Annotated in this window: 22 protein-coding genes and 1 pseudogene; 10 read left to right on the forward strand and 13 right to left on the reverse strand. The window is 66.1% G+C overall.

What is annotated here, in order from left to right; all coding sequences use genetic code 11:
• The first annotated feature begins 258 nt into the window (after positions 1–258).
• The gene (locus tag IU459_RS03335) at positions 259–690 is read left to right on the forward strand and encodes a DNA-directed RNA polymerase subunit beta (RefSeq protein ID WP_195127947.1); all 432 of its coding nucleotides are present in this window, start codon (positions 259–261) and stop codon (positions 688–690) included.
• Between the two features lie 40 nt (positions 691–730).
• Entirely contained in the window at positions 731–1,195 is a 465-nt protein-coding gene (locus IU459_RS03340; protein WP_195127948.1) for a DUF4254 domain-containing protein, read from the forward strand.
• Between the two features lie 773 nt (positions 1,196–1,968).
• On the opposite strand, the pseudogene IU459_RS03345 reads toward IU459_RS03340, so the two are convergent.
• A pseudogene (locus IU459_RS03345) lies at positions 1,969–2,208 on the reverse strand (FABP family protein); the annotation flags it as partial.
• A 55-nt stretch (positions 2,209–2,263) separates the two neighbouring features.
• Positions 2,264–2,449: a hypothetical protein gene (locus IU459_RS03350; protein WP_195127949.1), complete on the reverse strand. Its 186-nt coding sequence runs from the start codon at positions 2,447–2,449 to the stop codon at positions 2,264–2,266.
• Between the two features lie 536 nt (positions 2,450–2,985).
• On the opposite strand from IU459_RS03350, the gene IU459_RS03355 reads away from it, so the two are divergent.
• Positions 2,986–3,603 carry a hypothetical protein gene (locus tag IU459_RS03355; RefSeq protein WP_195127950.1) on the forward strand — a complete coding sequence of 206 codons (618 nt, stop codon included), beginning with the start codon at positions 2,986–2,988 and terminating at the stop codon, positions 3,601–3,603.
• On the opposite strand, the gene IU459_RS03360 is transcribed toward IU459_RS03355, so the two are convergent.
• The 4 genes from IU459_RS03360 to IU459_RS03375 all read right to left on the reverse strand — a co-directional run bounded on the left by IU459_RS03360 (position 3,579) and on the right by IU459_RS03375 (position 6,850).
• Entirely contained in the window at positions 3,579–4,781 is a 1,203-nt protein-coding gene (locus IU459_RS03360; protein ID WP_195127951.1) for a DUF6545 domain-containing protein, read from the reverse strand. The genes IU459_RS03355 and IU459_RS03360 overlap by 25 nt on opposite strands.
• Positions 4,781–5,320: a hypothetical protein gene (locus tag IU459_RS03365; protein ID WP_195127952.1), complete on the reverse strand. Its 540-nt coding sequence runs from the start codon at positions 5,318–5,320 to the stop codon at positions 4,781–4,783. The genes IU459_RS03360 and IU459_RS03365 overlap by 1 nt, the downstream gene beginning before the upstream one ends.
• 37 nt (positions 5,321–5,357) lie before the next feature.
• Positions 5,358–6,137 carry an SDR family NAD(P)-dependent oxidoreductase gene (locus IU459_RS03370; RefSeq protein WP_195127953.1) on the reverse strand — a complete coding sequence of 260 codons (780 nt, stop codon included), beginning with the start codon at positions 6,135–6,137 and terminating at the stop codon, positions 5,358–5,360.
• A gap of 215 nt (positions 6,138–6,352) precedes the next feature.
• On the reverse strand, positions 6,353–6,850 hold the full coding sequence (locus IU459_RS03375; RefSeq protein ID WP_195127954.1) for a peroxynitrite isomerase: 498 nt from the start codon (positions 6,848–6,850) through the stop codon (positions 6,353–6,355).
• A 186-nt stretch (positions 6,851–7,036) separates the two neighbouring features.
• On the opposite strand from IU459_RS03375, the gene IU459_RS03380 reads away from it, so the two are divergent.
• The gene (locus tag IU459_RS03380; RefSeq protein ID WP_440446457.1) at positions 7,037–8,320 is read left to right on the forward strand and encodes a TIGR03118 family protein; all 1,284 of its coding nucleotides are present in this window, start codon (positions 7,037–7,039) and stop codon (positions 8,318–8,320) included.
• Positions 8,321–8,591: 271 nt separating this feature from the next.
• Here IU459_RS03380 and IU459_RS03385 read toward each other — a convergent pair whose 3' ends face one another.
• The gene (locus tag IU459_RS03385; protein ID WP_324198718.1) at positions 8,592–9,539 is read right to left on the reverse strand and encodes a class I SAM-dependent methyltransferase; all 948 of its coding nucleotides are present in this window, start codon (positions 9,537–9,539) and stop codon (positions 8,592–8,594) included.
• 152 nt (positions 9,540–9,691) lie between these two features.
• Here IU459_RS03385 and IU459_RS03390 point away from each other — a divergent pair, with 152 nt between their 5' ends.
• A complete protein-coding gene (locus IU459_RS03390) occupies positions 9,692–11,455 on the forward strand; it encodes a sigma-54-dependent Fis family transcriptional regulator (RefSeq protein ID WP_195127957.1) in 1,764 nt (587 codons plus the stop codon).
• Between the two features lie 35 nt (positions 11,456–11,490).
• Here IU459_RS03390 and IU459_RS03395 read toward each other — a convergent pair whose 3' ends face one another.
• From IU459_RS03395 to IU459_RS03405, 3 genes are all read right to left on the reverse strand, one after another.
• Entirely contained in the window at positions 11,491–12,000 is a 510-nt protein-coding gene (locus IU459_RS03395) for a hypothetical protein (protein ID WP_195127958.1), read from the reverse strand.
• A 254-nt stretch (positions 12,001–12,254) separates the two neighbouring features.
• Entirely contained in the window at positions 12,255–13,325 is a 1,071-nt protein-coding gene (locus tag IU459_RS03400; protein ID WP_195127959.1) for a MerR family transcriptional regulator, read from the reverse strand.
• Positions 13,326–13,639: 314 nt separating this feature from the next.
• Complete coding sequence (locus IU459_RS03405) at positions 13,640–13,990, reverse strand: winged helix-turn-helix transcriptional regulator (RefSeq protein WP_195127960.1); 351 nt, start codon at positions 13,988–13,990, stop codon at positions 13,640–13,642.
• A 72-nt stretch (positions 13,991–14,062) separates the two neighbouring features.
• Here IU459_RS03405 and IU459_RS03410 point away from each other — a divergent pair, with 72 nt between their 5' ends.
• The 4 genes from IU459_RS03410 (at position 14,063) to IU459_RS03425 (ending at position 18,099) form a co-directional block, all read left to right on the forward strand.
• The gene (locus IU459_RS03410; RefSeq protein ID WP_440446458.1) at positions 14,063–14,821 is read left to right on the forward strand and encodes an SDR family oxidoreductase; all 759 of its coding nucleotides are present in this window, start codon (positions 14,063–14,065) and stop codon (positions 14,819–14,821) included.
• 328 nt (positions 14,822–15,149) lie between these two features.
• Entirely contained in the window at positions 15,150–16,292 is a 1,143-nt protein-coding gene (locus tag IU459_RS03415) for a C40 family peptidase (protein ID WP_195127962.1), read from the forward strand.
• A gap of 154 nt (positions 16,293–16,446) precedes the next feature.
• Positions 16,447–17,385, forward strand: coding sequence for a phosphotransferase (locus IU459_RS03420; protein ID WP_195127963.1), 939 nt, complete (start codon positions 16,447–16,449; stop codon positions 17,383–17,385).
• A 261-nt stretch (positions 17,386–17,646) separates the two neighbouring features.
• On the forward strand, positions 17,647–18,099 hold the full coding sequence (locus IU459_RS03425; RefSeq protein ID WP_195127964.1) for a DUF4254 domain-containing protein: 453 nt from the start codon (positions 17,647–17,649) through the stop codon (positions 18,097–18,099).
• On the opposite strand, the gene IU459_RS03430 is transcribed toward IU459_RS03425, so the two are convergent.
• The 3 genes from IU459_RS03430 to IU459_RS03440 all read right to left on the reverse strand — a co-directional run bounded on the left by IU459_RS03430 (position 18,100) and on the right by IU459_RS03440 (position 21,045).
• Positions 18,100–18,597 (reverse strand): hypothetical protein, encoded by a 498-nt coding sequence (locus IU459_RS03430; protein WP_195127965.1) that lies wholly within the window; start codon positions 18,595–18,597, stop codon positions 18,100–18,102. It lies immediately after the preceding gene.
• A gap of 92 nt (positions 18,598–18,689) precedes the next feature.
• A complete protein-coding gene (locus tag IU459_RS03435) occupies positions 18,690–20,078 on the reverse strand; it encodes an APC family permease (protein WP_195127966.1) in 1,389 nt (462 codons plus the stop codon).
• A gap of 106 nt (positions 20,079–20,184) precedes the next feature.
• Entirely contained in the window at positions 20,185–21,045 is an 861-nt protein-coding gene (locus IU459_RS03440; protein WP_195128172.1) for a helix-turn-helix domain-containing protein, read from the reverse strand.
• Positions 21,046–21,678: 633 nt separating this feature from the next.
• Here IU459_RS03440 and IU459_RS03445 point away from each other — a divergent pair.
• Positions 21,679–22,353: a PAS and ANTAR domain-containing protein gene (locus IU459_RS03445; protein ID WP_195128173.1), complete on the forward strand. Its 675-nt coding sequence runs from the start codon at positions 21,679–21,681 to the stop codon at positions 22,351–22,353.
• Positions 22,354–22,414: the final 61 nt, after the last annotated feature.

The following is a 22,414-nucleotide window of genomic DNA, read 5'->3' on the forward strand; positions in this document are numbered from 1 at the left end:
AACTGATTACGTTCCCGCCCAGCAATATCCGGTGCTCTACTGAACGCGCCCGGTCCGAATCGAAGAAGTGCTGAAACCTTAACCGCGACAACGGTTCCAGGTCCAGCGATCGGGCATTTGCTCTCATCGGACCAATTGAATCGAGGCTGGCGAATGAACCATGCGGCATTCGCGGATACACCCGCGTCCCGCTGCGCGTTTTACCGCCGTACCTGCGGCCTGCCCGCCGGGATACACCCGGAGATCGGGCGGATCGTCGTGAAGGCGGGTGTGGTCGGCGGCATCACGATGCCCGACCGGCTGGGGCAATGGGTGCGCGACGACATGCTTTTCCGAGGTAACTCGCTGGGTCCGGTTGTCGCGCATACCCGTTCGCGCCGTTGGACTTTCCTGTGCCGCCCTGACCTTCCCGACGACACGCGACTGTTCGCGGCGCTATTCCGGCTCGACGTCTCGGTCGTGCCCTTCGGCGGCGAAATTGCGCTACCGTCCCCCGCCGACGCAAACGGCGGTTTTCGCCGCTGGGTGATCGCACCGCGGGACACTTTCCGTCCATCCGCTGGGATGCTGGTGAATAGTGTGCTCACCTGCACGGGCCGGAGCATCGTCAGTGAGCGCGAGCGAGTAATCCGAGAAGACAGCGCGCGATCGCGCCCGGCGGACCCCAATCCCGGGGAGGCGCGACCGTGAGTACACGTCGGCGAGTGACCCGGGAACGCGGTGCTCGGTCGTGTCCACCGAAGCCGAGCTCGAGCGAGGCCCGGTCGTGAACGATGTGCTGCCGACGCGAAGTCAGCTGCTGCAAGCCTGCCGGGATGGCGAGCCGCCATCGGATCACCCGGTGCTGCTGCGTGCCCGCGCCCTGGCCGACCTGCACGTCCGCCGGCTCGACGCCAACCGGGGTGGCGTGTCCGATATCGATGCGTCTCGCGCCCACTTGGTCCGCGACATCGACCGCTGGGCCGAGCGGCGCTTGCCCGCCGCCCGCGGCGGCGCCTACCTCCACACCGAGTCCCTGGGTTCGGTGATAGACCGCCTAGCCAACCTCAGCGCCACCGCCTACGCGGCCCTTGCGGCCGACGAGGAATGGGACCTGTGGTTCGCCTGGGAGCGGCTGGCCGAACTGGCCATCGCTTATGAGGACCTGGTTACCGAACTGACCGCCGGACGTCGCCGCTTGCCGAACGCGTTCTAGTCCGGGTCGTGTGGATTCGATTGTGCAGGTCAAGGCGATGCTCGGACTATTCGAAGTTCTTGGTTCGACAATGTCGAACCCAGTGATCGCTGCGCCACACCCTTCCCGCCATTTGTGACCTGCGTCATAACACTCCGATTGATAGCAAACGCTGACGTGAGTGACTCAGGCCACTTTCGACGTTCGGCATTGTCGAACTTGCCCGGTGCCCGCGTCGGAAATCCGTCCGTAACGTCGGGGCTCATCACCGTCGCAACCGGCGCGGTAGGGCCACACGAATCCTCGAACCGGCACCACCCGGACCTGGACGAATCCGAAGGGGTGAGAGTCATTCCACTGTTATCCGAGACGCGCCTCATCGGACGTCGTCCAACCTGCTCACCGACGAACTCGTTCCGTGCGAGCCGTGGGATCGGGTCGACGCCGAGGGGTCGACCATGACCGCTGGCATTTCGCCGAGGCCGCAGGAAGCGGACGTTCACCTGTCGGTGTTCCTGCACGGGCTGCGAATGGACTTCCGGGCATGCATGACCGCCGCGAGCGTTTTCGTCCAGGAGTGGCGGCACATGCATTGGCATGAACCAGTCCAGGTCTTCACCGATGATGGCAGTCAGTACCCGAGGCTGCCGTGTGAGCGCCTGTATCTGCACCCTCGATGCCATGCCAGGGGATGCTCGGGCGGCTGGTCGTAGAGCGTCGTTCGTCCAGCTCGAGTCCTGGCCGGTGGCGGTGCGGACAACGGCGGCGATACTCAGCGCGCCTGAACCTCGCGCTCAGTCCCGCCGCAAGGTGGCGGCGAGGTGGTGTTGCAGCGGCTCGCCGACCGCCGCCATGCGCAGTGTGTAGTCGATGGTGTCGCCGGAGAGGCGGATGGAGCGGCCGAGGGCGGTCACCAGTTTCGCGGTGCCGCTGCGGCCGAGGCTGGTGGAGTCCAGTTCCAGGCGCAGGGTGCCGTCTTCGGCGGTGAGTGAACCCTCGCAGATTTCGGTGATCCGGGTGGGATGGGCGAGGATCAGTTGGTCGGCTCAGAATACGGTGTCGCTATCGGAAGTGGCCCGCTGATCCGAGTTACCGGCAGTTTCTGCAGCAGTAGAGTTGGCTCAATTCGGCTTCGATCGCCCGCGCGGCGTAATGGCGTCCGACCGCATGCAGCGAAGCGATCCGCGAGACCACGGCATCGAGTCCATAGGCGGCGACGATATCGACGAGAGTGATGCGGTGGTCGAGGATTCTCCGCAAGCTCGCTGGAGGCATCGTTTCAGACAGTACTTCCGGGCGGTGCGCCGATCTCTCCCCTCCATGCATTTCAGATCGGTGCACCGTCCGGAAGTACTGTTCTGCCCGTAGCCCTTCTCATCGAGAGCTCTCGAGTACCGCCCCTACCGCACGGTCGCTCGTCAATAATCGGCTGGGACGGGACCGGTTGTCGGCGGGGCGCATCGTGGGCACATCCAGGACCAACATCGTGTCCCGCGACATGCGGGCTCGGTGTTCTGGTCGCATCGCGTTCATCTGAATAGGGCCTGCCGGTGGCCCACTTGCCAGCGACGGCAACGACCGCTCGACACCGGCGCGTGGTCGCGCCCATCTCGCGACGGGACCTTGCACTCATACCTCGAATCTAGGGCGCATGGAAGGGCATGTCAACGCATCGGTGTGCATCTATGTGCGCTACGCCTCTGTCGCGTCGTTGGCTGCCGGGTGTGACAAGTCGTCGGAAGCTAAGGTACAGGCCAGGTTTGGTGATGGACTTGTCCAGTGACGATCAGCCGCGGATCGGATGTATGTGCATGGCGACCATCGCTGTGCGTCGAGGCGTTACGATGCAAGCTATGGATGGGCGGCGGTTCAGTCCGGAGCGTACCGATGAGTCCCGCCGGTCCGAGTCGGCTGGGCAACGATTCGGGCGGTTGATAAAGGCCTTCCGTCAGAGGGACCTCCCCGACGAGTTGATAACGCACCAGCGTATCCATGATCTCGGAGGTCCGACGCGGAACGTCCAGTCCCGAATCGAGGCCGGGCAGGTTCATGCGATCAGTGCTACCACCGAGGCGAAGTACAACCGGGCGCTCATGGCTTTGGGATTGCCGCCGGACAGCGCAACCGCGGCCATCTATCACGGCAGCACGTTCGATCCGATCCCTGGCGGGGACTCGACATCGGGAGTGCCGGACGATGTCGAAAGCGGCGTCCGGGCTCTGAAGAAGCTCAACCGTGAGCACAAGTCTGTCGCGGATCTGGTCACCGAGCTCGACCGGCTCGGCATCGAGTTGAAGCAGGCCCGCAGCCACGCGGACGGTTACCAACTGACATTCGCCAGATCAGCAATCGATCAACTGCTCCAGACGTTGCAGAACGCGACCGAGATGACGCGCAAATCCGGTCACGACGATCCGCCGCAGCTCTGAGAGCCGGTTGGCTGCTGTCCTAAGTGCATCCGGGTTCGTGGCAGCAGCGATTTCGCAGGTGCCCACAGCCGGAGCAAGGTGTCCTCGCCGGGCACGTCGGCTGCTTGCGCGGATGGCTCACCAGCCGAGTCGCCCGTGCGGCCTGCAGCACGCCGCTGAGCCGCGATGACCAGCTCGGTCACGAGCCGCGCCAACTCCTGATCGTCCTCGGCGATAGTGCTCTCGATCAACTCGTCGACGTCGGCAGGCAGCGGCCGCACGTACCTGGCGACGATCTCGGCCGCGTCACGTATCTCGATGCGCAGACGCTCCACGCGTTCCGCTGGGGAAGCGCCCCAGCGGTCACGCCAGCGCAGTGACAACACGACCTCCGGTGCGGCCGCGGTCAAGTCACGCCACAGTGGGTATAGCCGGGCCGACTGCCGCAGCCGCGCCGCCGCACGGACGCAGGATGGCACTACCACCAACGCCAGAACCGCCCCGAACAGCAGCTGCGGTTCACCCGAGGCGAGCCCGGCGGACGCGAAGTCGTACATCCGGCGGGTGAAGTCGGTACCGACTCCCAGCGCACCCGGCGCCGCGAAGAGCAGGAGCGAGCTAACCGGGACCACGCTGAGAACAGCGACGACGGCGAGTATGCGAACAATGTTCTTTTCCCGCGGTGAAGTCGCACGCCGTCGCAACGCGGGCAGGGTCCTTAGCATGTAACCGGATACGAATACCGCTGGCGCCGAAAGCAGTCCGACGTAGATGCCGTACCGCCAGCCTCCGTACTCCGCGATCGAGACGCCCTGTGCCCGTGCTGGACTGCTCAGCAACACCATCGTCACGCCGAGGGCTCCCGCCATTGCGATCGTGATCCGGAATCGGGTCTTGTAGCCCACCGGTCCGTACGCACGCAGCAGCCACAGTCCCAGCCCCCACGTCCAGGTCAACACAGTCGTCCAGTGCCACACGTCGAACAGGGTCGATAGTCCGCCGGGTACGAACGGGGCGACCTCGCGTGCGACGGCAGGTTCACGGAGAAGGACACCGACCGCGGTGATACCCGCCATTACATTGATCAGGTGGTCGGCCTCGGAAGCGCGGCGAACCAGCACGATCCGGACAATCGCGAGAGCGATGATGAATACCGTCGCCACGACGGTGACTGGTGTCGGCAACGTTTGCGGCCACATCAGAACACTTTCAGAAATCTGTCCCGGCGCGGACCGCCGGCGCGGACACGGGTCCTGATCATCGTCGCGAAGAGCTCGGCCTCGTACTCTTCCGGCGCGTCGTAGCTGGACGCGCCACGGAAGGCGCGGACCGTAGCGACGTCGTGGTCGAGCTCCACACCAGGCAGCAGCGTCGTCAGCTCCTCGGCCGGCGAATCCTGACCATGATCGAGCAACATGTGGCCGAGTTCATGGAAGACGTCGTGCGGATCCGGCGAACTGCGCAGAAAGAACACGTCATAACCACCGCACGCCAGCCACATCCCGCACAACCCGACCGGCGACTCCGGCGGCAGCGGCAAACGCACGATGCGCCGACCCCGCAGGCGTTCGACCGATGTGAACAGTTCCTCGGCCGTCCAGTCTTCGGGCAAAGTCTCATCGAGGCGATCGACAAGGGTATGCAGTCGGGCGCGTGTAGACCATTTGCGCCACCAGGTCCTCCGCACGCTACTGCCATCCTCGTTCGAACCGCGACGGGAGTTCATCGGGCGCGGCACCTGCCGGGTAGCGAAATGAACGGGGTGCCGGCATGGATCATGCTTCTGTTCGGTCGAGCCGGATTCCGAGCATGCGCTGGACGCGGGAATTCAGCATCGGCGCAATGCCTCCGAGGACTACACCCATCCGCATCTCGAACGGCGCGACCACGGTTTCGCCGATATCATCCTCGATCGCGCGGATCACCGCATCGGCGACCTGTCGCGGAGACGATGTACGGAATCCCGGAGGTAAACGCACACCACTGTCGGCGAACATCCCGGCCTCGCGCACGAATCCCGGCTCGACCAGAGACACTCCAACTCCACTGCCGCGCAACTCCTCGCGCATGCCCAAGGCGAAACCGCGTAGGCCGAATTTCGTCGCGTTGTAGACCGCTGTGTCGCCGGAAGTGACACGACCACCGATGGACCCGAGGAAAACGATGTGGCCCTTCCCCTTGGCCCGCATCGATTCAGCCACTTGCCGAGCCATCACAATCGGTGCCCGCAAATTCACAGCGATCGCATCGTCCAGATCAGCGATGGTGAAATCCAGTACCGGGCCGCCAGCGGGCACACCCGCTCCCGCGACGAACACGTCAATCGGCTCGACCGCCTCCAACAGTTTCGTCACATCGTCGGCGCAACCGAGATCAGCGGCGACAGGTCGAGCATCCAGCTCGGATGCTAAACGATCCAGCACTTCGAAGCGCCGACCCGTCAGAATCAGCTCAGCGCCCCGCGCTTTCAGAGATTTGGCGATCACGTGGCCGAGACCACCCGTGGCACCCGTCAACAGAACTTTCGCTCCCGACAACGTGGAGTTCCGGCTCATACAGTCGCCCCCTCAAAGCTCGAACCGGACGAAACCGACTTCACCGCGCGTCCAGCCACATCTCGCAGTTCACCCGATCGCCGAAGACGTGATCGCGGTCCACTGTCCGCCAAGGCTAATGCAGATGCCGCGCATGTGCGACGGACTCCTTCGGTCGACGCCTGAACCACGGCTTCACGCTCGTGGACGCGGCCCCGGCGCACCAGCCCTCGCGCTCAGTCCCGCCGCAAGGTGGCGGCGAGGTGCTGTTGCAGCGGCTCGCCGACCGCCGCCATGCGCAGTGTGTAGTCGATGGTGTCGCCGGAGAGGCGGATGGAGCGGCCGAGGGCGGTCACCAGTTTCGCGGTGCTGCTGCGGCCGATGCCGGTGGAGTCCAGTTCGAGGCGCAGGGTGCCGTCGTCGATGGTGAGTGAGCCCTCGCAGATTTCGGTGATCCCGGTGGGATGGGCGAGGATCAGTTCGACGCGGTCGGGACGCGGGCAGCGCAGATAGCCGGTTTCGGCGTGCAGCGGCCTGCCGTCGTCGCTGGCGCGGGTCTTCTGCCGGTAGGTGAGGAAGGGGCGGCCGAGATGGCCGAACCGGATCTCCTCGACGTAGCCGAAGGGCTGGATGGTCGGGTATTCACCCTGGCCGTTGCCGCGCCAAGTGCCGAGCAGTGGAGCGAGCGGGGCGATATCAGGATGCGGAGCAATTGGGGGCTGGGGTTCGACCACGGCGAACAGACTAGACCCGTACTCCGAGTACTGCTCATATACTCCCCGAATTGCGCCACGCTAAGGTTAGGTTCACCTAAGCACCAGGGTGCTGCCGGAAAGGAAACAGGAAAGTTGAACGGACGTTGGAATGAGTCGCGGCGCGGTGGTGCGCCCCGGTCGCGGGGCAGAAGCGGTCTGCTGCGCGTGTCGGCGCTGAGCGCCGCGCTGCTCGTCGCGGCCGCCTGCTCGGACTCGAAGTCCGACGAGGTGCCCGCCCTGGACGGCAACAAGTATGTCCAGACCAATCTCGCCGCCAACAACGCGGAGTACAAGGCGCAGTTCACCTTCCCCGACCTGGTGAACGCGTGGGGCCTCGCCGATCGGCCCAAGGGGGCGGGCGGGCACTTCTGGGTGGGCGCGGGCGGCAAGTCGTTCCAGTTCGTCGGTGACGTCACCAAGTCGTCGGACGAGCAGGTGCAGAAGCTCTTCCAGGACGGGCTGAAGCTCGTCACCATTCCCGGCGCCGACGCCGACACCTCGGACAACAGCGTGGGCAAGACCACCGGCGTGGTGTTCAACCCGGCGCCGATCACCTCGGATCTGTTCGTGGTGCACGACCAGCCCGTCGAGGCGGAGGGCGGTCCGCTGAACGGCTCGGCGCGGTTCATCTTCGCCACCGACTCGGGCAAGATCTCGGCGTGGACCGAGCAGGGCTTCGAGGGCCGGATCGTGCGGCACGACGGCCCGGCCAACCTGGTCTTCGACGGCCAGCCACAGGGCATGCAGTTCTTCGGGATCGCGCTGACCCCATCAGGCGACAAGCTGCTCGCCGCCGATTTCGGCGCCGACCCGCAGGTCCGGACGTTCGACAAGAACTGGCAGCTGATTCCCACCGCCGGCTTCGCCAACCCGTTCGCCACCGGTGACGCGATCGACCCGGCCACGCCGGAGAAGGGCAAGAAGGCCAAGCCGGGCGACCCCGCGCCGTTCAACGTCTCGACGATCGGCAACCGCGTTTTCGTCGCCTACGCCACCACGCAGCCTGATGAGGCGGACGCAACCAAATTCGATGCGGGCGAAGAGGATTCGCTGGACGCCGACCAGGAGAAGGCGGCAAGCGGCAAACCGGACAAGGGCAAGCTCGCCGAGTTCGACGCCGAGGGCAAGCTGGTGCGCATCATCGACGACGGCAACCGCCTGAACGCGCCGTGGGCGGTGACCGTCGCGCCGGAGGGCTTCGGCCCGCTCAGCGGCAAGCTGCTGGTCGGCAACTTCGGCGGCGCGGGACACGTGCTCGCCTACGACGACGCCACCGGCAAGTTCACCGATTACCTGCGCGACGCCGACGGCAAGCCGGTGGCGATCGAAGGTCTGTGGGCGCTGATGTTCGGCAACGGCGAGAGCCTGGGCGACGCCGACTCGCTGTACTTCACCGCGGGACCCGACGATGAGAAGGACGGCCTGTTCGGCAAGCTCCGCTTGAAGTAGATCCCCGTCGCAGCGGCCCGCGTCATCCGGCGCGGGCCGCTGCTGCGTCAGCGACCCCGGTCGGGGCCTGATCCAGCGTTCGGTGCGCCGCTCATGGATTGACGACTCGCCCCCATCGGCCGGACCGTCCCGGGGCGGGAACAGGTCGATCGGTGATGGCGCAACAGCAGCGACGTCGCCTTGCGGCCCGGCGGGCGTGCAACCTCCGCGGGCGGCGCGCCGAGGTGGCGCCGCCTCCGCGGTCGGTGCCGGAGATGGTGCGGGGCACTGCTCAGCCGGGTCGGTGCACTGCGCCGTGTTTGGCGCAGGTGAACTGCGCGACGTCGATGTAGCCGCGGCGGAAGTAGTCCGCGGACCCGGTCAGATACCTGAGGTAGGCGTTGTAGGTGTCCGGACCGGCGAGCTCGATCGCCCGGTCGCGGTGTTCACGGAGAGCGGAGGCCCAGTACTCCAGGGTGGTGGTGTAGTGCGGTCCCAGCTTCTGGACGCCGGTGACGCTGAACCCAGCCTCCTGCGCGTACTCGGTAATTCCTTTCGGCGTGTGACCGATGGGTGCGGTGAGCTGGCCGCCGGTGAAGATGGTTCCACGCAGGAACCGCAGGAACGCCAAATCGCTCCTGGTGAGATGTGTCCCTTGCGCACGCAAGTGATCGCGGTCGTAGCCGACGACGGTCTGCAACACCAGCACCCCGTCGGCAGGCATGAGCCGGTACGCGAAATCGAAGAATTCGCCATAGCGGTCCCGGCTCATGTGTTCCAGCGCGCCGATGCAGACGATCCGGTCCACTCGGCGGTCGAATCCCTCCCAGCCTTGCCGACGCACCCCACCGTAGGGGCGGCCTCGGACCAACCGGTCGACGAGCAGATTCCGCACATATCGGTACTGGTTGCGGCTGGAAGTCAGCCCGATCGCGTTCACCCCGTAGGCATCCATGGCGCGCACCATGGTCGAACCCCAGCCGCAACCGACGTCCAACAAGGTCATCCCCGGCCGCAGATCGCACTTGGCCAAGGCGAGGTCGATCTTCGCCGACTGGGCTTGCTCGAGGGTGTCGTCCGGGTGGGTCCAGAACGCGCAACTGTAGGTCAGGGTCGGGTCTAGAAACAGCGTGAAGAACTCATCCGGCAGCTCGGCGCGGGACCGGACCTCTGTGAAGGTCGGCTCCCAGGACAGTTCGGTGATGTTCCGATGGCCCTTGCTGAGGATCTGATGGCTCACACGTCTTCCTTCCTCCTGGTTTGCTGGGTGACGCACATTTCCTGTGCTTATGACACAGCGGAAGCGATAAGCTGACCGTGTCAATCTGAGACACGCCATTCACCAAGACGGCCGCCATCATGGGCAGTGACAAGCGTCGAGGTTACGAGGAGATGCCGGGTCCTCGGGCCGACACCGCCGTGAGCCTGGAGAAGGCACGCGAACAATTCCTCACCGCCGGTTCGCTCGAATTCCCTCCGGTGCGGGACACGGTGCTCGACTCGTGGCACCGATCGCGCGCCCTGAGAATCCATCCCGACCGCGTGGAATTGTCCTATGTGCGGGATCCGAACCTCGATTCTCCACTGGTGAACGCCGCGGCACCCGTGCTGCGGCGGCTGGCGAGCGACCTGGCCGACCATTCGGTCAGTGTCATCCTGACCTCGTCGGACGGGCTCCTGCTCGAGCGCTACGCCGACGATGCCTCGATCATGCGCACGCTCGACGGTGTGCAACTCGCTCCCGGCTACAGCTACGCCGAGGACTTCGTCGGCACCAACGGAATCGGCACCACGCTGGAAACGGCCACTCCGACGTTCATTCGCGGCCGCGAACACTATCTCGGCACTCTCGGCCGGCTCGCGTGTGCGGGCTCGCCCATTCGCCACCCGATGACCGGGTCGATGCTCGGCGTCATCGATCTCACCTGCTGGGCGAGCAGATCCGATCCGCTGCTGCTCGCCCTCGCCAACAGCGCGAGCAGCCAGATCGAGGACCGGCTCCGTATGCTCGCCAGCGAGACCGAGGGTGCGCTGCTCGAGACGTATCGGCGCCACTGCCGCAGGTACCCGCTGGGCGTGCTCGCGATCGGTCGGGATGTGGTGCTGATGAATCAGTACCTGCGCCGAGCACTCGATCCGCACGACCAAGCGGCGTTGCTGCAACATGCGGCCGACTTGGGCCGCCCCGGGGCTGTCGAAACCCTCCTGGCCCCGCTACCGAGCGGCCGGATCGCACGAGTGACAGCAGTCGAACGAATCCGGCTGCGTGGCGACAGTCTCAACATGGTCCTGCACATCCAATTCGCCGCCGAACGGCCCGTGCGACACCCGATCGCCCGCGATGCGCCCGCATTGCCCGGTGTCGCCGGTAGAAGCAGCTCATGGCGGCGCAGCTGCCAGCAGGTCGAGCGCTGCTGCCGGGATCGCGAATGGGTGCTCATCGATGGCGAAACGGGTTCCGGCCGAGCGAAACTCGCGAAATGTGTGGTCACGTACGTCAGTCCGGGCGCCATCGCCCGGGTGCTCCGGATGCCCGACTTCGCCGACGCCGAGGGCCTGCTGGCCGTGCTGAGAACCGAAACTGGCGACCGCGATTTCAACGTGGTGATCACCGATATGGACGGCCTGCCGACCGAGGCGATCAGGCCCCTCGCGGACATTCTCCAGGCCTGCGCCGGTCGTGGATGGATCGCGGCCACGACGCATTCGGCCACATCCACCACGGCCGTCGACGCGCTGCTGCCGCTGTTCACCCACACCGTCGGGGTGCCCGCGCTCCGGCACCGCATCGAAGACCTCGACGACCTGGTGCCCTTCCTGCTGCGCGAGCTGACCAAGGGCGCCGACGTCCGGCTCGCCCCCGACGCCATGCGCCAGCTCCGCAAACTGTCGTGGCCGGGCAACGTCGCCGAACTACGCAGCGTGCTGGCGGAAACGATTTCCGGGCAACGATTCGGTCTGATCCACGTCGACAAGCTGCCGCCGCAGTGCCGGTCGCTGACCCGGCGTCGGCTGAGCCGGATCGAGGCGCTGGAACGCGACGCGATCGTGCGCAGTCTGGCGGAGAACGGCGGCAACAAGACCGAAGCCGCAACGGCACTGGGGATGTCGCGGGCCACCATTTACCGCCGGATCAACGACTTCGGCATCGAGTAGCCGAGCCGCCTGCCTCAATCGAGGAAACGCGGCGGTCACTGTCCGACACCAGATACCGGTCGCCCCCCGGTCGGTGCCGATGCCCGGCGTTCTGTGCGCCGCTCGCGGATAGCCGCCTCGACGTCCTCTACCGCCGTGCGAATGAGAGTGCCGTAGCCGTCGTCGCCGAGGGTGTGCAAACTAGCGCGGGCGGCAGCGATCTCGCGCTGTGCGGCCGCGAACGAGCCGAGCCTTCGATAGTTGTCGGCGAGGTTGAGATGCAATGACGGGTAGAAGCCCGCCACCTGGAGTGAACTCTGGGCGCGATCGTTCGTGAGGCTGTCAGCGGCGTCCAACGCCCGGATATCCCAGGTGAGCGCTTCGGCGGCGTCGTCGTACAGGTCGGCCAGATAGTGGGCGAGTGCGCAGCGATGCAGTGGATCGCCCTGCGGCCCGAGCGAGGACCACAGGGCGAGCAGAGCGTCGCGCGCGTCATCCAGGTGACCGTCGTGACCAAGCGCGACCGCGTCGGTGATGGCGGTCATGGTCTGGTCTGAGGTGCTCATCGATCTCCTACGGGGTGGTGGATGGACTGGGTCGACACGGGGCGGTCGTCACGGTCAGTGGGTCAGACGATCGGACCGCATTCCGGCGGCTCCCGTCGGGGCGGACCGCAGGCCGGGCTGAGCTCGAGTAGGTGCTGAAATCGCTGGTGGCGGCCCATCGTCTGATCGGCTGGTGGGGTCGTTCGCGGCGCCCGGACCAGGCGCGACGGCATGCGGTGGTAGGCGAGCTCTCGTCGGTGGCTGGGGCGTTGGTCCTACGGGTGCGGCCCCGCGTGGTTCTGGTTGTCGGCGGATCGCGTGGGCATTGCCAGCGTGGTGAGGTCGCCGTCGGTGGCCGATCGCAGGACCACGGGCTGATCGGTACTGGTGATATCGAGCATGAGGTCGGGGCCGAGCGCAGTACGCACGGCGGGCAGCAGGGTCGCGGGGTCGAACGACAGGGTGATGGCCGAACCCGTGACGGTGGCGGGAAGACGGTGCGCCGCATCGCCGGCCGACACCTGGATGCCGGTAGGGTCGATTGCGAATCGCACTGTGGTAGGCGCAGATTCGAGTACAGACAGCAGGCAGCCGCGGGCGGCGATCACCCTGGTGCGGGCCGGTCCGAGCCCGGACAGCACGACGCGGTGATCCGGGAAGGGCTCATCGATGACGGCGGACCGATGCTCGGTGCCGTTCCCGGTCAGGACCAAGCCGTCGTCGGTCGGCGTGGCGACGACCTCGTCCACGGTGCGCAACCAGTCGGTGATCGAGCCGAGCCCGTCCGGTGCGAGGACTCGAGACCAGTCGCCGCCGTGCTGCGTGTTCGCTACCACGGTGCGAGTGGATAGGCGGTAGCGATCGGTTGCCGTGAGAGTCAGCGCGTTTCCGGCTGCTTCCAGCAGAACACCTGCCAGCACCGGGATCTCCCGAGTGCGCGCCGCGGCGGTGCGGACCTGCTCGAGTGCCTGGGTCAGGGCCGCCGAGGAGACCGCGACGTACGGCCCGAGTGACCGCTTGACCATCGCGGCGACGCGGGCGGCCTCGCTCGCCCGCCGCGCGAACTCGTCCACGTGACGGTCGAGCAGGTCGCGCGCCCGACCTGCGTCGCCGGAGAGGATCTCCGCGATCGTTTCGAGCGGCAGGTCGATCGCGCGCAACTGCCGGATGAGTGTCGCCCGTCCGCGCTGCGCCTCGGTGTAATAGCGGTATCCGGTCAACGGGTCGACCCGAGCCGGGACGAGCAGCCCGCAATCGTCGTAGAACCGCAGCGCGCTCGCCGTGAGCCCGCTGGCCCGTGCCAGCACGCCGATGGTGATCAATTCCGCCGATTCCGAACCCGTCACCCGGCCATCATGGAGTCTCAACCAACTAGAAGGTCAAACCTGGCAGACCAGCCCGAGGTTTCCGCCGAGCACACCGACAGATCGGACGAGCACTCGTCCGAGGTCGGCGAACGATGGGGGCGCGTCGCCAGTGCGGCGCACGACAGCTTCGGCGTATCACTTTGCACCCCTGCGCAGCGCCTCTGTCCGCCTGCCCGCAAACCTGTGCGAGGTCGGGCAATCAGGAGGCGGATTTCCAACAGCGCATTCCACATGTGAGCCCTAGCCCGCACAGCTCCGGATTCGTGGCTGGGCGGCCGTTGGCGCGGGTTGCTTCAGTCCGCCTGCGAGTCGGTCGGGGTTACGCGCCAGCGGCGGGACCAATCCCAGATCGGGCGCAGTGCCGCGCCGAGTTCGATACCCGCGGTGGTCAATTCGTAAGACTTGTCGGGGTTCTTCGCGATCAAGCCCGCGGATTGCAGGTGTTGCAGTCGCACCGAGAGCATGCTCGACGAGCAGTTGCCCATGCGGCGGCGCAGTTCGAGGAAGCCGAGGCGGTCGGGTTCCAGTTCCCACAGGATGCGCAGCATCCAGCGTTGGCCGAGGAGGTCCATCGTGGCCAGCAGCGGCGCGTTCGCCGGGTCGTCCCGGCCGCGCGGCGGCTTCGGTTCGTTTGCGCTTCTCATTTAGAACCAGCATAGTCGTTCTGAAATAGAAGCGTGGGCCGGGCTTCTCCTGGCGCGAGCGAAAGGGTGACGGTGGACGACACGACCGGACGGCGAATCGTCCTCATCACGGGCGCGTCCCGCGGTATCGGCGCGGAGACCGCGCGGGTGCTCGCGGCGCGCGGCGACCATGTGGTGATCAATTACCGGGAGAAGGCCAGGCGGGCCGAGCGGCTGGCCGACTCGATCCGGCAGGCAGGCGGCAGTGCGTCGACGGCGGGCGCCGACATCTCAGACGCGGATTCCACCGGCGCGCTGATCGCCGGAATCGCCGAGGAGTTCGGTCGCCTGGATGTGCTGGTGCTCAATGCCTCCGGCGGTCTCGAACTGCACGCCGGGCCAGGCTATGCGATGGCGCTCAACCGCGACGCGCAGGAAAGGCTGGTGCGACTCGCTGTGCCGCACATGCCATCCGGCTCCCGGATCGTCTTCGTGACGAGCCATCAAGCACACTTCCACGGCCGCAAGCCGGTTCCGGCCGAATACGAGCCGATCGCCGCGAGCAAACGCGCGGGCGAGGACGCCTTGCGCGCCATGATCCCCGAACTCGGCGCCCGCGGCGTCACCTTGCACGTCGTCTCCGGCGACATGATCGACGGCACGATCATCGTCCAACTTCTGGAACGCCGAAACCCCGACGCCGTCAGCGCCCGCCGCGACCAGGGCGCCTTGCCCACTGTGGCGGAGTTCGCCACCGCGGTCGCCCTGGCCACCACCGGCACGGGCGATTCGGGAAACACCACCTACGTCGGCGGTCAGGACTATTTCGACGAGCGAGAACCCATCGCCTGAAAGGGCTGGGCCGCCGAAGGGCTGGGTCTCCGTGCCGTTCATTCCGTTGCGGCGATGCGCCACGCCAACCACCGATCAGGACCTGCCGTGGTGTTGGGGCGCTTTGGTCTACCCGACGGCCGTGCGTTTCCCGCTGTAGGTACGTGCCGATTGCCGCTTGAACGACGGGCCGAGCGCTGCGAGTTACTAATGCTGGGAATATTCGATACTCAGTGCACAGAGGGTATGCCGCCACGGCGTCCGGCGGTCATGGGCGAGTGAGGTTACGGATGCTATTTGTCGGCGAGCGGAGACCGGCCGTGTGGGCCGCACCGGGTGGAGGGCGTGCATGACGACGACCTTCCAAGACATAGAAATCAATCTCGACCCTCCCGCCTACGCCAGTGCCGGTCTCGCAGCGGTCGTCGAGGCGGCGGAAGAATATATGCAGCGTTCGATCGTGCTGTTCGCGTCCGGTTGGAAGGGCGGACAACAGGACATGATCGCTTGGCTCGCGGACAACGATCTGCTCAGCGAGGAAGGGCGTTCGCTCACCAAGGACGGTGCCCAGAAGCTCGACGCGAAATCGTCGGCGATGACCGGCAACTACGACGACAAGCGCGGCTTGATCCTCGACAAGGCAACACAACTGCGATCGCAGAACAACGGTGTCAACGCAAGCGCCATCGCAAGCTTCGACACGTCGAATAAGGCGTTCCAGGACGTGATGGGGATCGTGGACGGACTCAAAGCCGAGCTGAGTGGGAACCATCAGCTGATCCAGTCGCCAGATGGCAGCTGGCACCTGACCGCCGCCGAGGAAGTCCGGTTGCTGCGCCTGATTCTCGAGGCCGTGGACCGTGTGCACGACAGGATCGAGGATGCGGACAGCGGCATGCAAAGGGACGCCGAGAATATCTACCGAATGATGCCGGACCTTCCCCGGAACCCCTACGGTAGCGCGCCGGATGCCGGGAACCGGGCTCCGTGGGCGCCGACCGCGAGCAGCGCCAGTTGGGCCCCCGGTAAGGGAACCCGGGACGATATTATCGCCAAGGCGCGGGAGCAGCTGAATCTCGATGTTGCTGAACGTGGCGGCGACAATGTTCCGGTCTTTTACGTGGATGGCAAACCCTACAAGGCCCCCTACAACATCAACGACGCGTGGTGCGCGGCCTTCTCCACCTGGGTGTGGGATCAGGCCGGTTACAACGTCGACTGGACCAACCCGAACTACGTGCCCACCATCTGGAACGACGCCAAGCACATGGGGTTGGCGTCGAGTATCGCGAATGCCCAGAAAGGTGACATGATCATCTTCGACTGGGAGGGCGATGGAACCCCGGACCATGTGGGAATCGTGGAATCCGTGGATCCCAGAACCGGCCGGATCCACACCATCGAAGGCAATTCCGGTGATCGTCTACAGACCCAGAGTTATGCCATGAACGCGGGATCGCTCGTCGGCGTCGTCAAGCCGCCACAGTCCTAGGTCCCCGGCCGATCAGCTGGCTGGCCTCCGTACGTCGACGCCTATTTCTGCCCAGTGGTCGTATTGCTCTGCCCGGCAAGCTGACGCGAGGTGACGGGCAGCGTTTCAGGATAATTCGGTAGCGTCCGATGAAGTGGCCTCGGACCATGGTCGGATGGTGGACTACCAGGACACTGCCTGTCGGATCGGCTGGGCGGAGTTGCCGGGCGCCGTACGGGCGGGCATCGAGCAAGTGCTCGGGGACGCGGTATGCGAGGTGGTGGATCAGCGGGGCGGCTTCAGTCACGGGGTGGCGGCGCGAATCAGGACGGTGGGTAACGCCGCCGTGTTCGTGAAAGCGATCGAGGCAGGGGATGGGCTCGCGCCGGTGTATCGGGCGGAGGCGCGGGTCGCCGGGGGGCTGCCCGCAACGGCACCCGCGGCGCGGTGCCGGTTCGCCGAGGAGATCGAGGGCTGGTTCGTCGCGGGGTTCGACGATGTGGCCGGGGCGTATCCGCGGCTGAGCGAACCGGAGGAGTTGCGGGACACCCTCGATCTGGTGGCGCGGTTGGCCACGGAGTTGACGCCGAGTCCGCTGACGGATGTGCCGACCATGGCCGAGGCCTATGGGCCGGTGCTGGTCGGCTGGCGGGAGTACGCGGCGGACGGGCCACCACCGGACCTGGATAGTTGGTCCGTCCGCCACCTGACGGCGCTGGCCGAGCTAGAAGCGACGTGGTCGGTGCACGCGGCGGGAGATACGTTGCTGCACACCGATCTTCGCCCGGACAACCTGCTGCGGCGGGCGGACGGGGTGGTGCTGGCGGTCGACTGGGCGTGGGCCTGCCGGGGCGCTGCTTGGATCGACCTCGTCGCGTTGGCGCCGTCGATCGCGGCTGCCGGTGTGGACCCGGAACCGATTCTCGCTACCCATCCGGTGACGCGCGACGTCGATCCCGCGGCAGTCGACGCCTTCGTCTGTGCGCTCGCCGGTTACTGGGCGGCCGCCTGCCGTAAGCCCGGGCCGCCGCGTTCGCCTCGGCTGCGCGCCCGTCAAGCGGCATATGCCCGACTCGCCGGAGATTGGCTGGCGTGTCGACTCGGCGGCGAGTAGTCGCCGGAAAACCGGACCTGTCTTTGGAAAGGACGAGGTCACTGGATGTTTGCCACGGCTTGGGGCCTGCGGCAGGGCGCCGGAAATCCGGTCGATGGGCGTGTCGTGTGAGCGGAACCGCGTGAAATGGACGCGCAGCAAGCCGGTCTCGTTCACGCTAGGCGCATGTGGATGTTCGGGCAGTGCCGGAACACCGGCACGACAAGGCATCGAGGACGCGATCGCAACGCGTCAGCCGTGGTCGGAATGGGGGTGCTGAGGATGAATCAGACGTCCGAAGATCGGGCGATTCCCGGAAAAGAACTGCTGCTGGCGGCTTTTCGCGGCCTGCCGCACATAGACCACCCGATGCTGGAGGCAGCCGGAGAATTAGCCCAGCTGCACCAGACTCGCGAACGCACTCCGCACAGCCGGTGCGACAAACTCGACCGGCGACGGGCGCAATTGGTGCGCGGGATCGACCGCTGGGTCACCTTGGCGGCGCCGATCCCAGGGCCCGCCGCGCCCGAACACACCGAGACCGTTGGCAGAATGGTGGACCGGCTGGCCATGCTCGCCGCGCAGGCGTTCGTCGCCCTCGCCCACGCGCCCGATGCCGTCTTCTACGACGCCTGGGTCCGGATCGACGAATTGGCCGACGGCTACCAAGATCTCATCGACGACCTGCGCACCGGAGCCAGGCGACTACCCGAGGCGCGCTACGACCGCTGGTAGCTACTTGCCCCGGCCGAACAGCCGGAACGACCGCGAGCGCCGTCGCGGCAACGTCGAGTAGACCATGGTCATGTCGGCGAACACCTCTGCTTCCCGCTCGCGGTCCGCGCCGAATTCGGCACGGCCGAGGACATGTTCGATGGATTGCGGCGAGATCGAGGGCAGGATGACGGCCAGCGCGGGCGGCAGCGGATCGCCGCGCTCGGCGTCTTTGTGATGGCCCAGCAGCATGTGACCGATTTCGTGCAGGATGATGTGATCGGCGTTGCGGCCGGTCGCCGCGGCGTCGTACACGATGATGTCGTCGTGTTTGCGCGCTACCCATAGACCGCCGCCGCCGCAGCCCGTATCGGCCAGCATCGCCTTCGGTACGGGGTGCAGGCTGATCGAGCGGCCGCGGTGCGCGGCCACCGCGGCTAGGTAGACGGTCAGGTTCCACGGGCTGGGGAGCGGCACGCTTCGGGTCGCATCACCCAAGCGCGCTTCCATGCTGGTCATCGGCGCCAACCTTACCTACATCGCGGCCACTCGTCATCCGCGGAACCGGACATACCGCCGGTAGGTAATGCGCTGGCGGAGCATACGATTGGTCACTCCGCGGGTGGCTCGGTGGCCAGGGGTTGCGCCCGCATGGCGCGGATGGCCAGGTAGTTCAGGCCCCACAGCGCGATGCCGATGGCCAGCAGCACGCCGGCGATGGCGTATTGCGCCGGATTGCGGTCGGTGAACGGTGTGACGAGGAAGCCGCAGCTCAGCGCGCCCAGGATCGGCAGCGGCGTCGGCGTGTGGAAGTGCTTGTGTGCCACTTTGTCTCGCCGCAGAACCAGCACGGCAATGTTAACCACGGTGAACACCGCCAGCAGCAGCAGGGCCGTAGTACCGCCGAGTTCGGGCACCTCGCCGACGAACAGGATGAGGCCGAGCGCGAGCAGCGTGGTGAAGATGATCGCGTTGTAGGGCGTCCGGCGCCGCTCGCCGACGTGGCCGAACGGCCGCGGCAGCACATTCTGCCTGGCCATGCCGTAGATCAGGCGGCTGGCCATCAGCATGTTGATCAGCGCCGAGTTCGCCACCGCGAACATGGTGATGTAAGCGAAGATGTGCGTCGGGAAGGCAGGCGCGCCGACTTCGACGACCTTCAGCAGTGGCGTATCGCCCTGGCCGAGCTCGGCGGCGGGGACGAGCGCGATCGCGCTGATGGACACCAGCACGTAGATGAGCCCCGTGAGCAACAGTCCGGCGAGCAGAACCTTCGGGAATATCCGGCTCGGTTCCTTGCACTCCTCGGCCATGTTCACCGAGTCCTCGAACCCGACCATGGCGAAGAACGCGAGCGTGGTAGCCACGATGACGCCGCCGACCGCGGTGCGCTCCCCGGTATCGAATTCCACGATGCGGGAGAAATCGCCGTCGCCGAAGCCCAGTGCCCAGAGGCCGATGGCGATGACGATCAGCAGGCCGGTCAGCTCCACGCAGGTGAGCAGCACGTTGAGCTTCACGCCCTCGCTGACCCCGCGCAGGTTCACCGCCGCCACCACCGTCATGAACACCAGCGCGATCGCCGTCACCGCGATGCCGTTGCCGATGTCCAGGTCGAAGGCTTCGGCGAAGTTGGCCGCGAAGGCTCGCGAGGCGGTGGAGGCTGAGGTGATACCGGAGCTCATCACCGCGAAGGCGACCATGAAGGTGAGGAAGTGGATGCCGAAAGCCTTGTGCGTATACAGCGCGGCACCAGCGGCGTGCGGGTACTTGGTGACCAGTTCCAGGTAGCTGAAGCCGGTGATGAGCGCGACCAGGAACGCGACGAGGAACGGCACCCACACGGCGCCGCCCACTTCGTTGGCCACCTTGCCGGTGAGCGCGTAGATGCCGGTGCCGAGAATGTCACCGACGACGAACAGCAGCAGCAACCCCGGCCCCATCACCCGCTTCAGTTCCGGCTCGGAATGGGCTGGTGGATTCACGGTGACGTCGGACATGCGTCCTCCCCTCGGCAGTAAGGCCGAGAGTACCCACTCCGCGGGGAAATAGTCGTCAGCCGGGCCGTTTACCGATGGGACGAATACGGCGGTGCGGTCGGGTCGCTCAGTCCATCCGGCGGGCGGCTTCCACGATCATGGTCGCGGAGTCGCGCGGGCTCAACGCCATGGCGCGCAACTGGTCGAAGATGACGCCGAAGCGCCGGATCTCGTTGTGGCCCTCGATGAGCTCGTCACCCGCGATGCCCTCGACATAGACCAGTTCGGGGTCGGCGGGGTCGGGGAAATCCAGCAGCGTGAACGGGCCGGCCATGCCCGGATGCGCGCCCGCGTCGAACGGCAGGATCTGCAGGATCACGTTCTTTCGCTTGGTCTCCTGCAGCAGCCGCTCGAGCTGGCCGCGCATCACCGAGGGGCCGCCGACCGTGCGCCGGATCGCGGCCTCATCCATCACCACCCAGAGCTCGAGTGGCTCCTCCTTGGAGAGGTTGGCGGCGCGATCCATCCTGGCCTTCGCCCTGCTCTCCATCACCGACGCCTCCAGCTTCGGCATCGAGGTGTCGATCACCGCCGTCGCGTACTCGTAGGTCTGCAAAAGCCCTGGGATGATGGATGTTTGGTAGTGGCGGGCGGACAGCGCCTCGGACTCGAAGTTGATGTAGGCGGCGTACACCTCCGACACGCTGCCCTCGTAGGCGCGTGACATGCCGGGCTTCAACGCGTCCGACAGCAATTCCAGGGCGTCTTCGCGCTGGTCATCGCCGATCTTGTAGAGGTCGAGCATCGCCATGAGGGTGCGGCGCTGCGGGCGGGCCTGCGCGGTCTCGATCCGGTACAGCGTGGTGACGTTGATCCCGGTCTTCGCGCTGACCTCCTCCTTGCTGAGCTGTGCGTTTTCGCGCATCTCGTGCAGCATTGCCGCCAGACGTCGCAACCGGACGGTCAGTACGGTGCGCTTGCCTGCCATCAGAACAACCCTTTCGGTCTTGCGCACTTGCTGGAACGCGTTACGGCGTTCTTCCGTGAATACGGCCTTCACGCAGCGGATCTGCGACGAAAGCGGGGCACAGCAACAGAGACTACCTCCAGTGATCCGCATTATGGTCAGTGTTTTCCGGGACGCGGACGATTGCGGGGAAGCCAGGGGTCAAACCGGGCCCGAGGGCAGACCGCGCCACGGTACCGATACTCGCGGGATGATCGGCGCCATTCTTCCCATCAAGGGGGATGCCGCCGACCGGCGGTGTGAGTGGGTATCGGCGTCGCTCGGCTTGACGGGATCGGGACCGGGGAAGCGCAAAACCGGCGAACAGGGCGCTCTCCTGCGCTGCTGTGACGGGAGCGGCGTCTGACGGTGATCCACGTCGGTCGGCGGGTTCACCCCGGGGTGCCCGGTCTGCGGACCGCGATATCGGATGCCGCGCGACCTATTCGTTGCGAACGGGTTGCCAACGGGATGTGCGCTGCATCAAATTCCCTATTTTTCTGGGAGATATCCCCGAACTCGGTGGATGCTGAGAGTTTGCTACAGTTCGATTTCGGATTGCGTTCCGCGCTGATGCGAGCCTGGAACGGTTGGATAATGACCCGCGTGACGAGGATGGATGACCTGGCGCTGACAAGCGCCTCCGCGGTCGAGAGCGTCGTCGCGGGCACGCCGCAGAGCGTGGGTAGCTTCCGTTTCTGGTTCGCGGATCAGCGATGGGAATGGTCGGATGGAGTCGCGGCCCTCTATGGCTACGCCGCCGGGAGCGCGCAACCCAGCACCGAGCTGCTGCTGGCGCACAAGCACCCCGACGACCGCTCGCTGGTCGCCCGGTCCATCGACGTCGCCTTGCGTACCGGGGAGCCGTTCTGCGGCCGCCATCGCGTCATCGATACCTCCGGGCGGATCCATCACGTGCTCGTCGTCGCCGACCGCATGCTCGACGAGCGGGGCCTGGTGGTCGGCACGAGCGGCTATTTCATCGACGTGTCCGACACTCTCGAGGAGAACCGGCAGGAGGTCCTCGACGACACCCTGCCCGAGCTCGTCGAATCCCGTGCGGTGATCGAGCAGGCCAAAGGGGTGCTCATGGTGGTCTACGGCATCAACGCCGAACAGGCGTTCCGGGTCCTGCAGTGGCGTTCTCAGGAGACCAACGTCAAACTGCGCACGCTGGCGCAGCGGCTGGTCACCGAGATTCCCGCCATGGGTGGCGGTCCGGCCTCGCAGCGAGCCCGCTTCGATCATCTGCTGCTGACCATGCACGGCGACGTCATGGCGACGGAGTGAGACCAGCCGCTCTCGGCGGACGCGGTGATCGGCAACCGAGTGCGCCGAGTCGCACTCCGCC

Source organism: Nocardia amamiensis (assembly GCF_015477605.1).
Lineage (GTDB): Bacteria > Actinomycetota > Actinomycetes > Mycobacteriales > Mycobacteriaceae > Nocardia > Nocardia amamiensis_A.

What these genes read in the sequence shown, in the direction of transcription:
- IU459_RS03425 (WP_195127964.1), top strand. Translation starts at nt 17,647, where the DNA reads ATGAATCAGACGTCCGAAGATCGGGCGATTCCCGGAAAAGAACTGCTG.
- IU459_RS03350 (WP_195127949.1), bottom strand. Translation starts at nt 2,449, where the DNA reads ATGCCTCCAGCGAGCTTGCGGAGAATCCTCGACCACCGCATCACTCTC.
- IU459_RS03405 (WP_195127960.1), bottom strand. Translation starts at nt 13,990, where the DNA reads ATGAGAAGCGCAAACGAACCGAAGCCGCCGCGCGGCCGGGACGACCCG.
- IU459_RS03435 (WP_195127966.1), bottom strand. Translation starts at nt 20,078, where the DNA reads ATGTCCGACGTCACCGTGAATCCACCAGCCCATTCCGAGCCGGAACTG.
- IU459_RS03445 (WP_195128173.1), top strand. Translation starts at nt 21,679, where the DNA reads ATGGATGACCTGGCGCTGACAAGCGCCTCCGCGGTCGAGAGCGTCGTC.
- IU459_RS03355 (WP_195127950.1), top strand. Translation starts at nt 2,986, where the DNA reads ATGGCGACCATCGCTGTGCGTCGAGGCGTTACGATGCAAGCTATGGAT.
- IU459_RS03430 (WP_195127965.1), bottom strand. Translation starts at nt 18,597, where the DNA reads ATGACCAGCATGGAAGCGCGCTTGGGTGATGCGACCCGAAGCGTGCCG.
- IU459_RS03415 (WP_195127962.1), top strand. Translation starts at nt 15,150, where the DNA reads ATGACGACGACCTTCCAAGACATAGAAATCAATCTCGACCCTCCCGCC.
- IU459_RS03395 (WP_195127958.1), bottom strand. Translation starts at nt 12,000, where the DNA reads ATGAGCACCTCAGACCAGACCATGACCGCCATCACCGACGCGGTCGCG.
- IU459_RS03360 (WP_195127951.1), bottom strand. Translation starts at nt 4,781, where the DNA reads ATGTGGCCGCAAACGTTGCCGACACCAGTCACCGTCGTGGCGACGGTA.
- IU459_RS03420 (WP_195127963.1), top strand. Translation starts at nt 16,447, where the DNA reads ATGGTGGACTACCAGGACACTGCCTGTCGGATCGGCTGGGCGGAGTTG.
- IU459_RS03390 (WP_195127957.1), top strand. Translation starts at nt 9,692, where the DNA reads ATGCCGGGTCCTCGGGCCGACACCGCCGTGAGCCTGGAGAAGGCACGC.
- IU459_RS03370 (WP_195127953.1), bottom strand. Translation starts at nt 6,137, where the DNA reads ATGAGCCGGAACTCCACGTTGTCGGGAGCGAAAGTTCTGTTGACGGGT.
- IU459_RS03440 (WP_195128172.1), bottom strand. Translation starts at nt 21,045, where the DNA reads ATGGCAGGCAAGCGCACCGTACTGACCGTCCGGTTGCGACGTCTGGCG.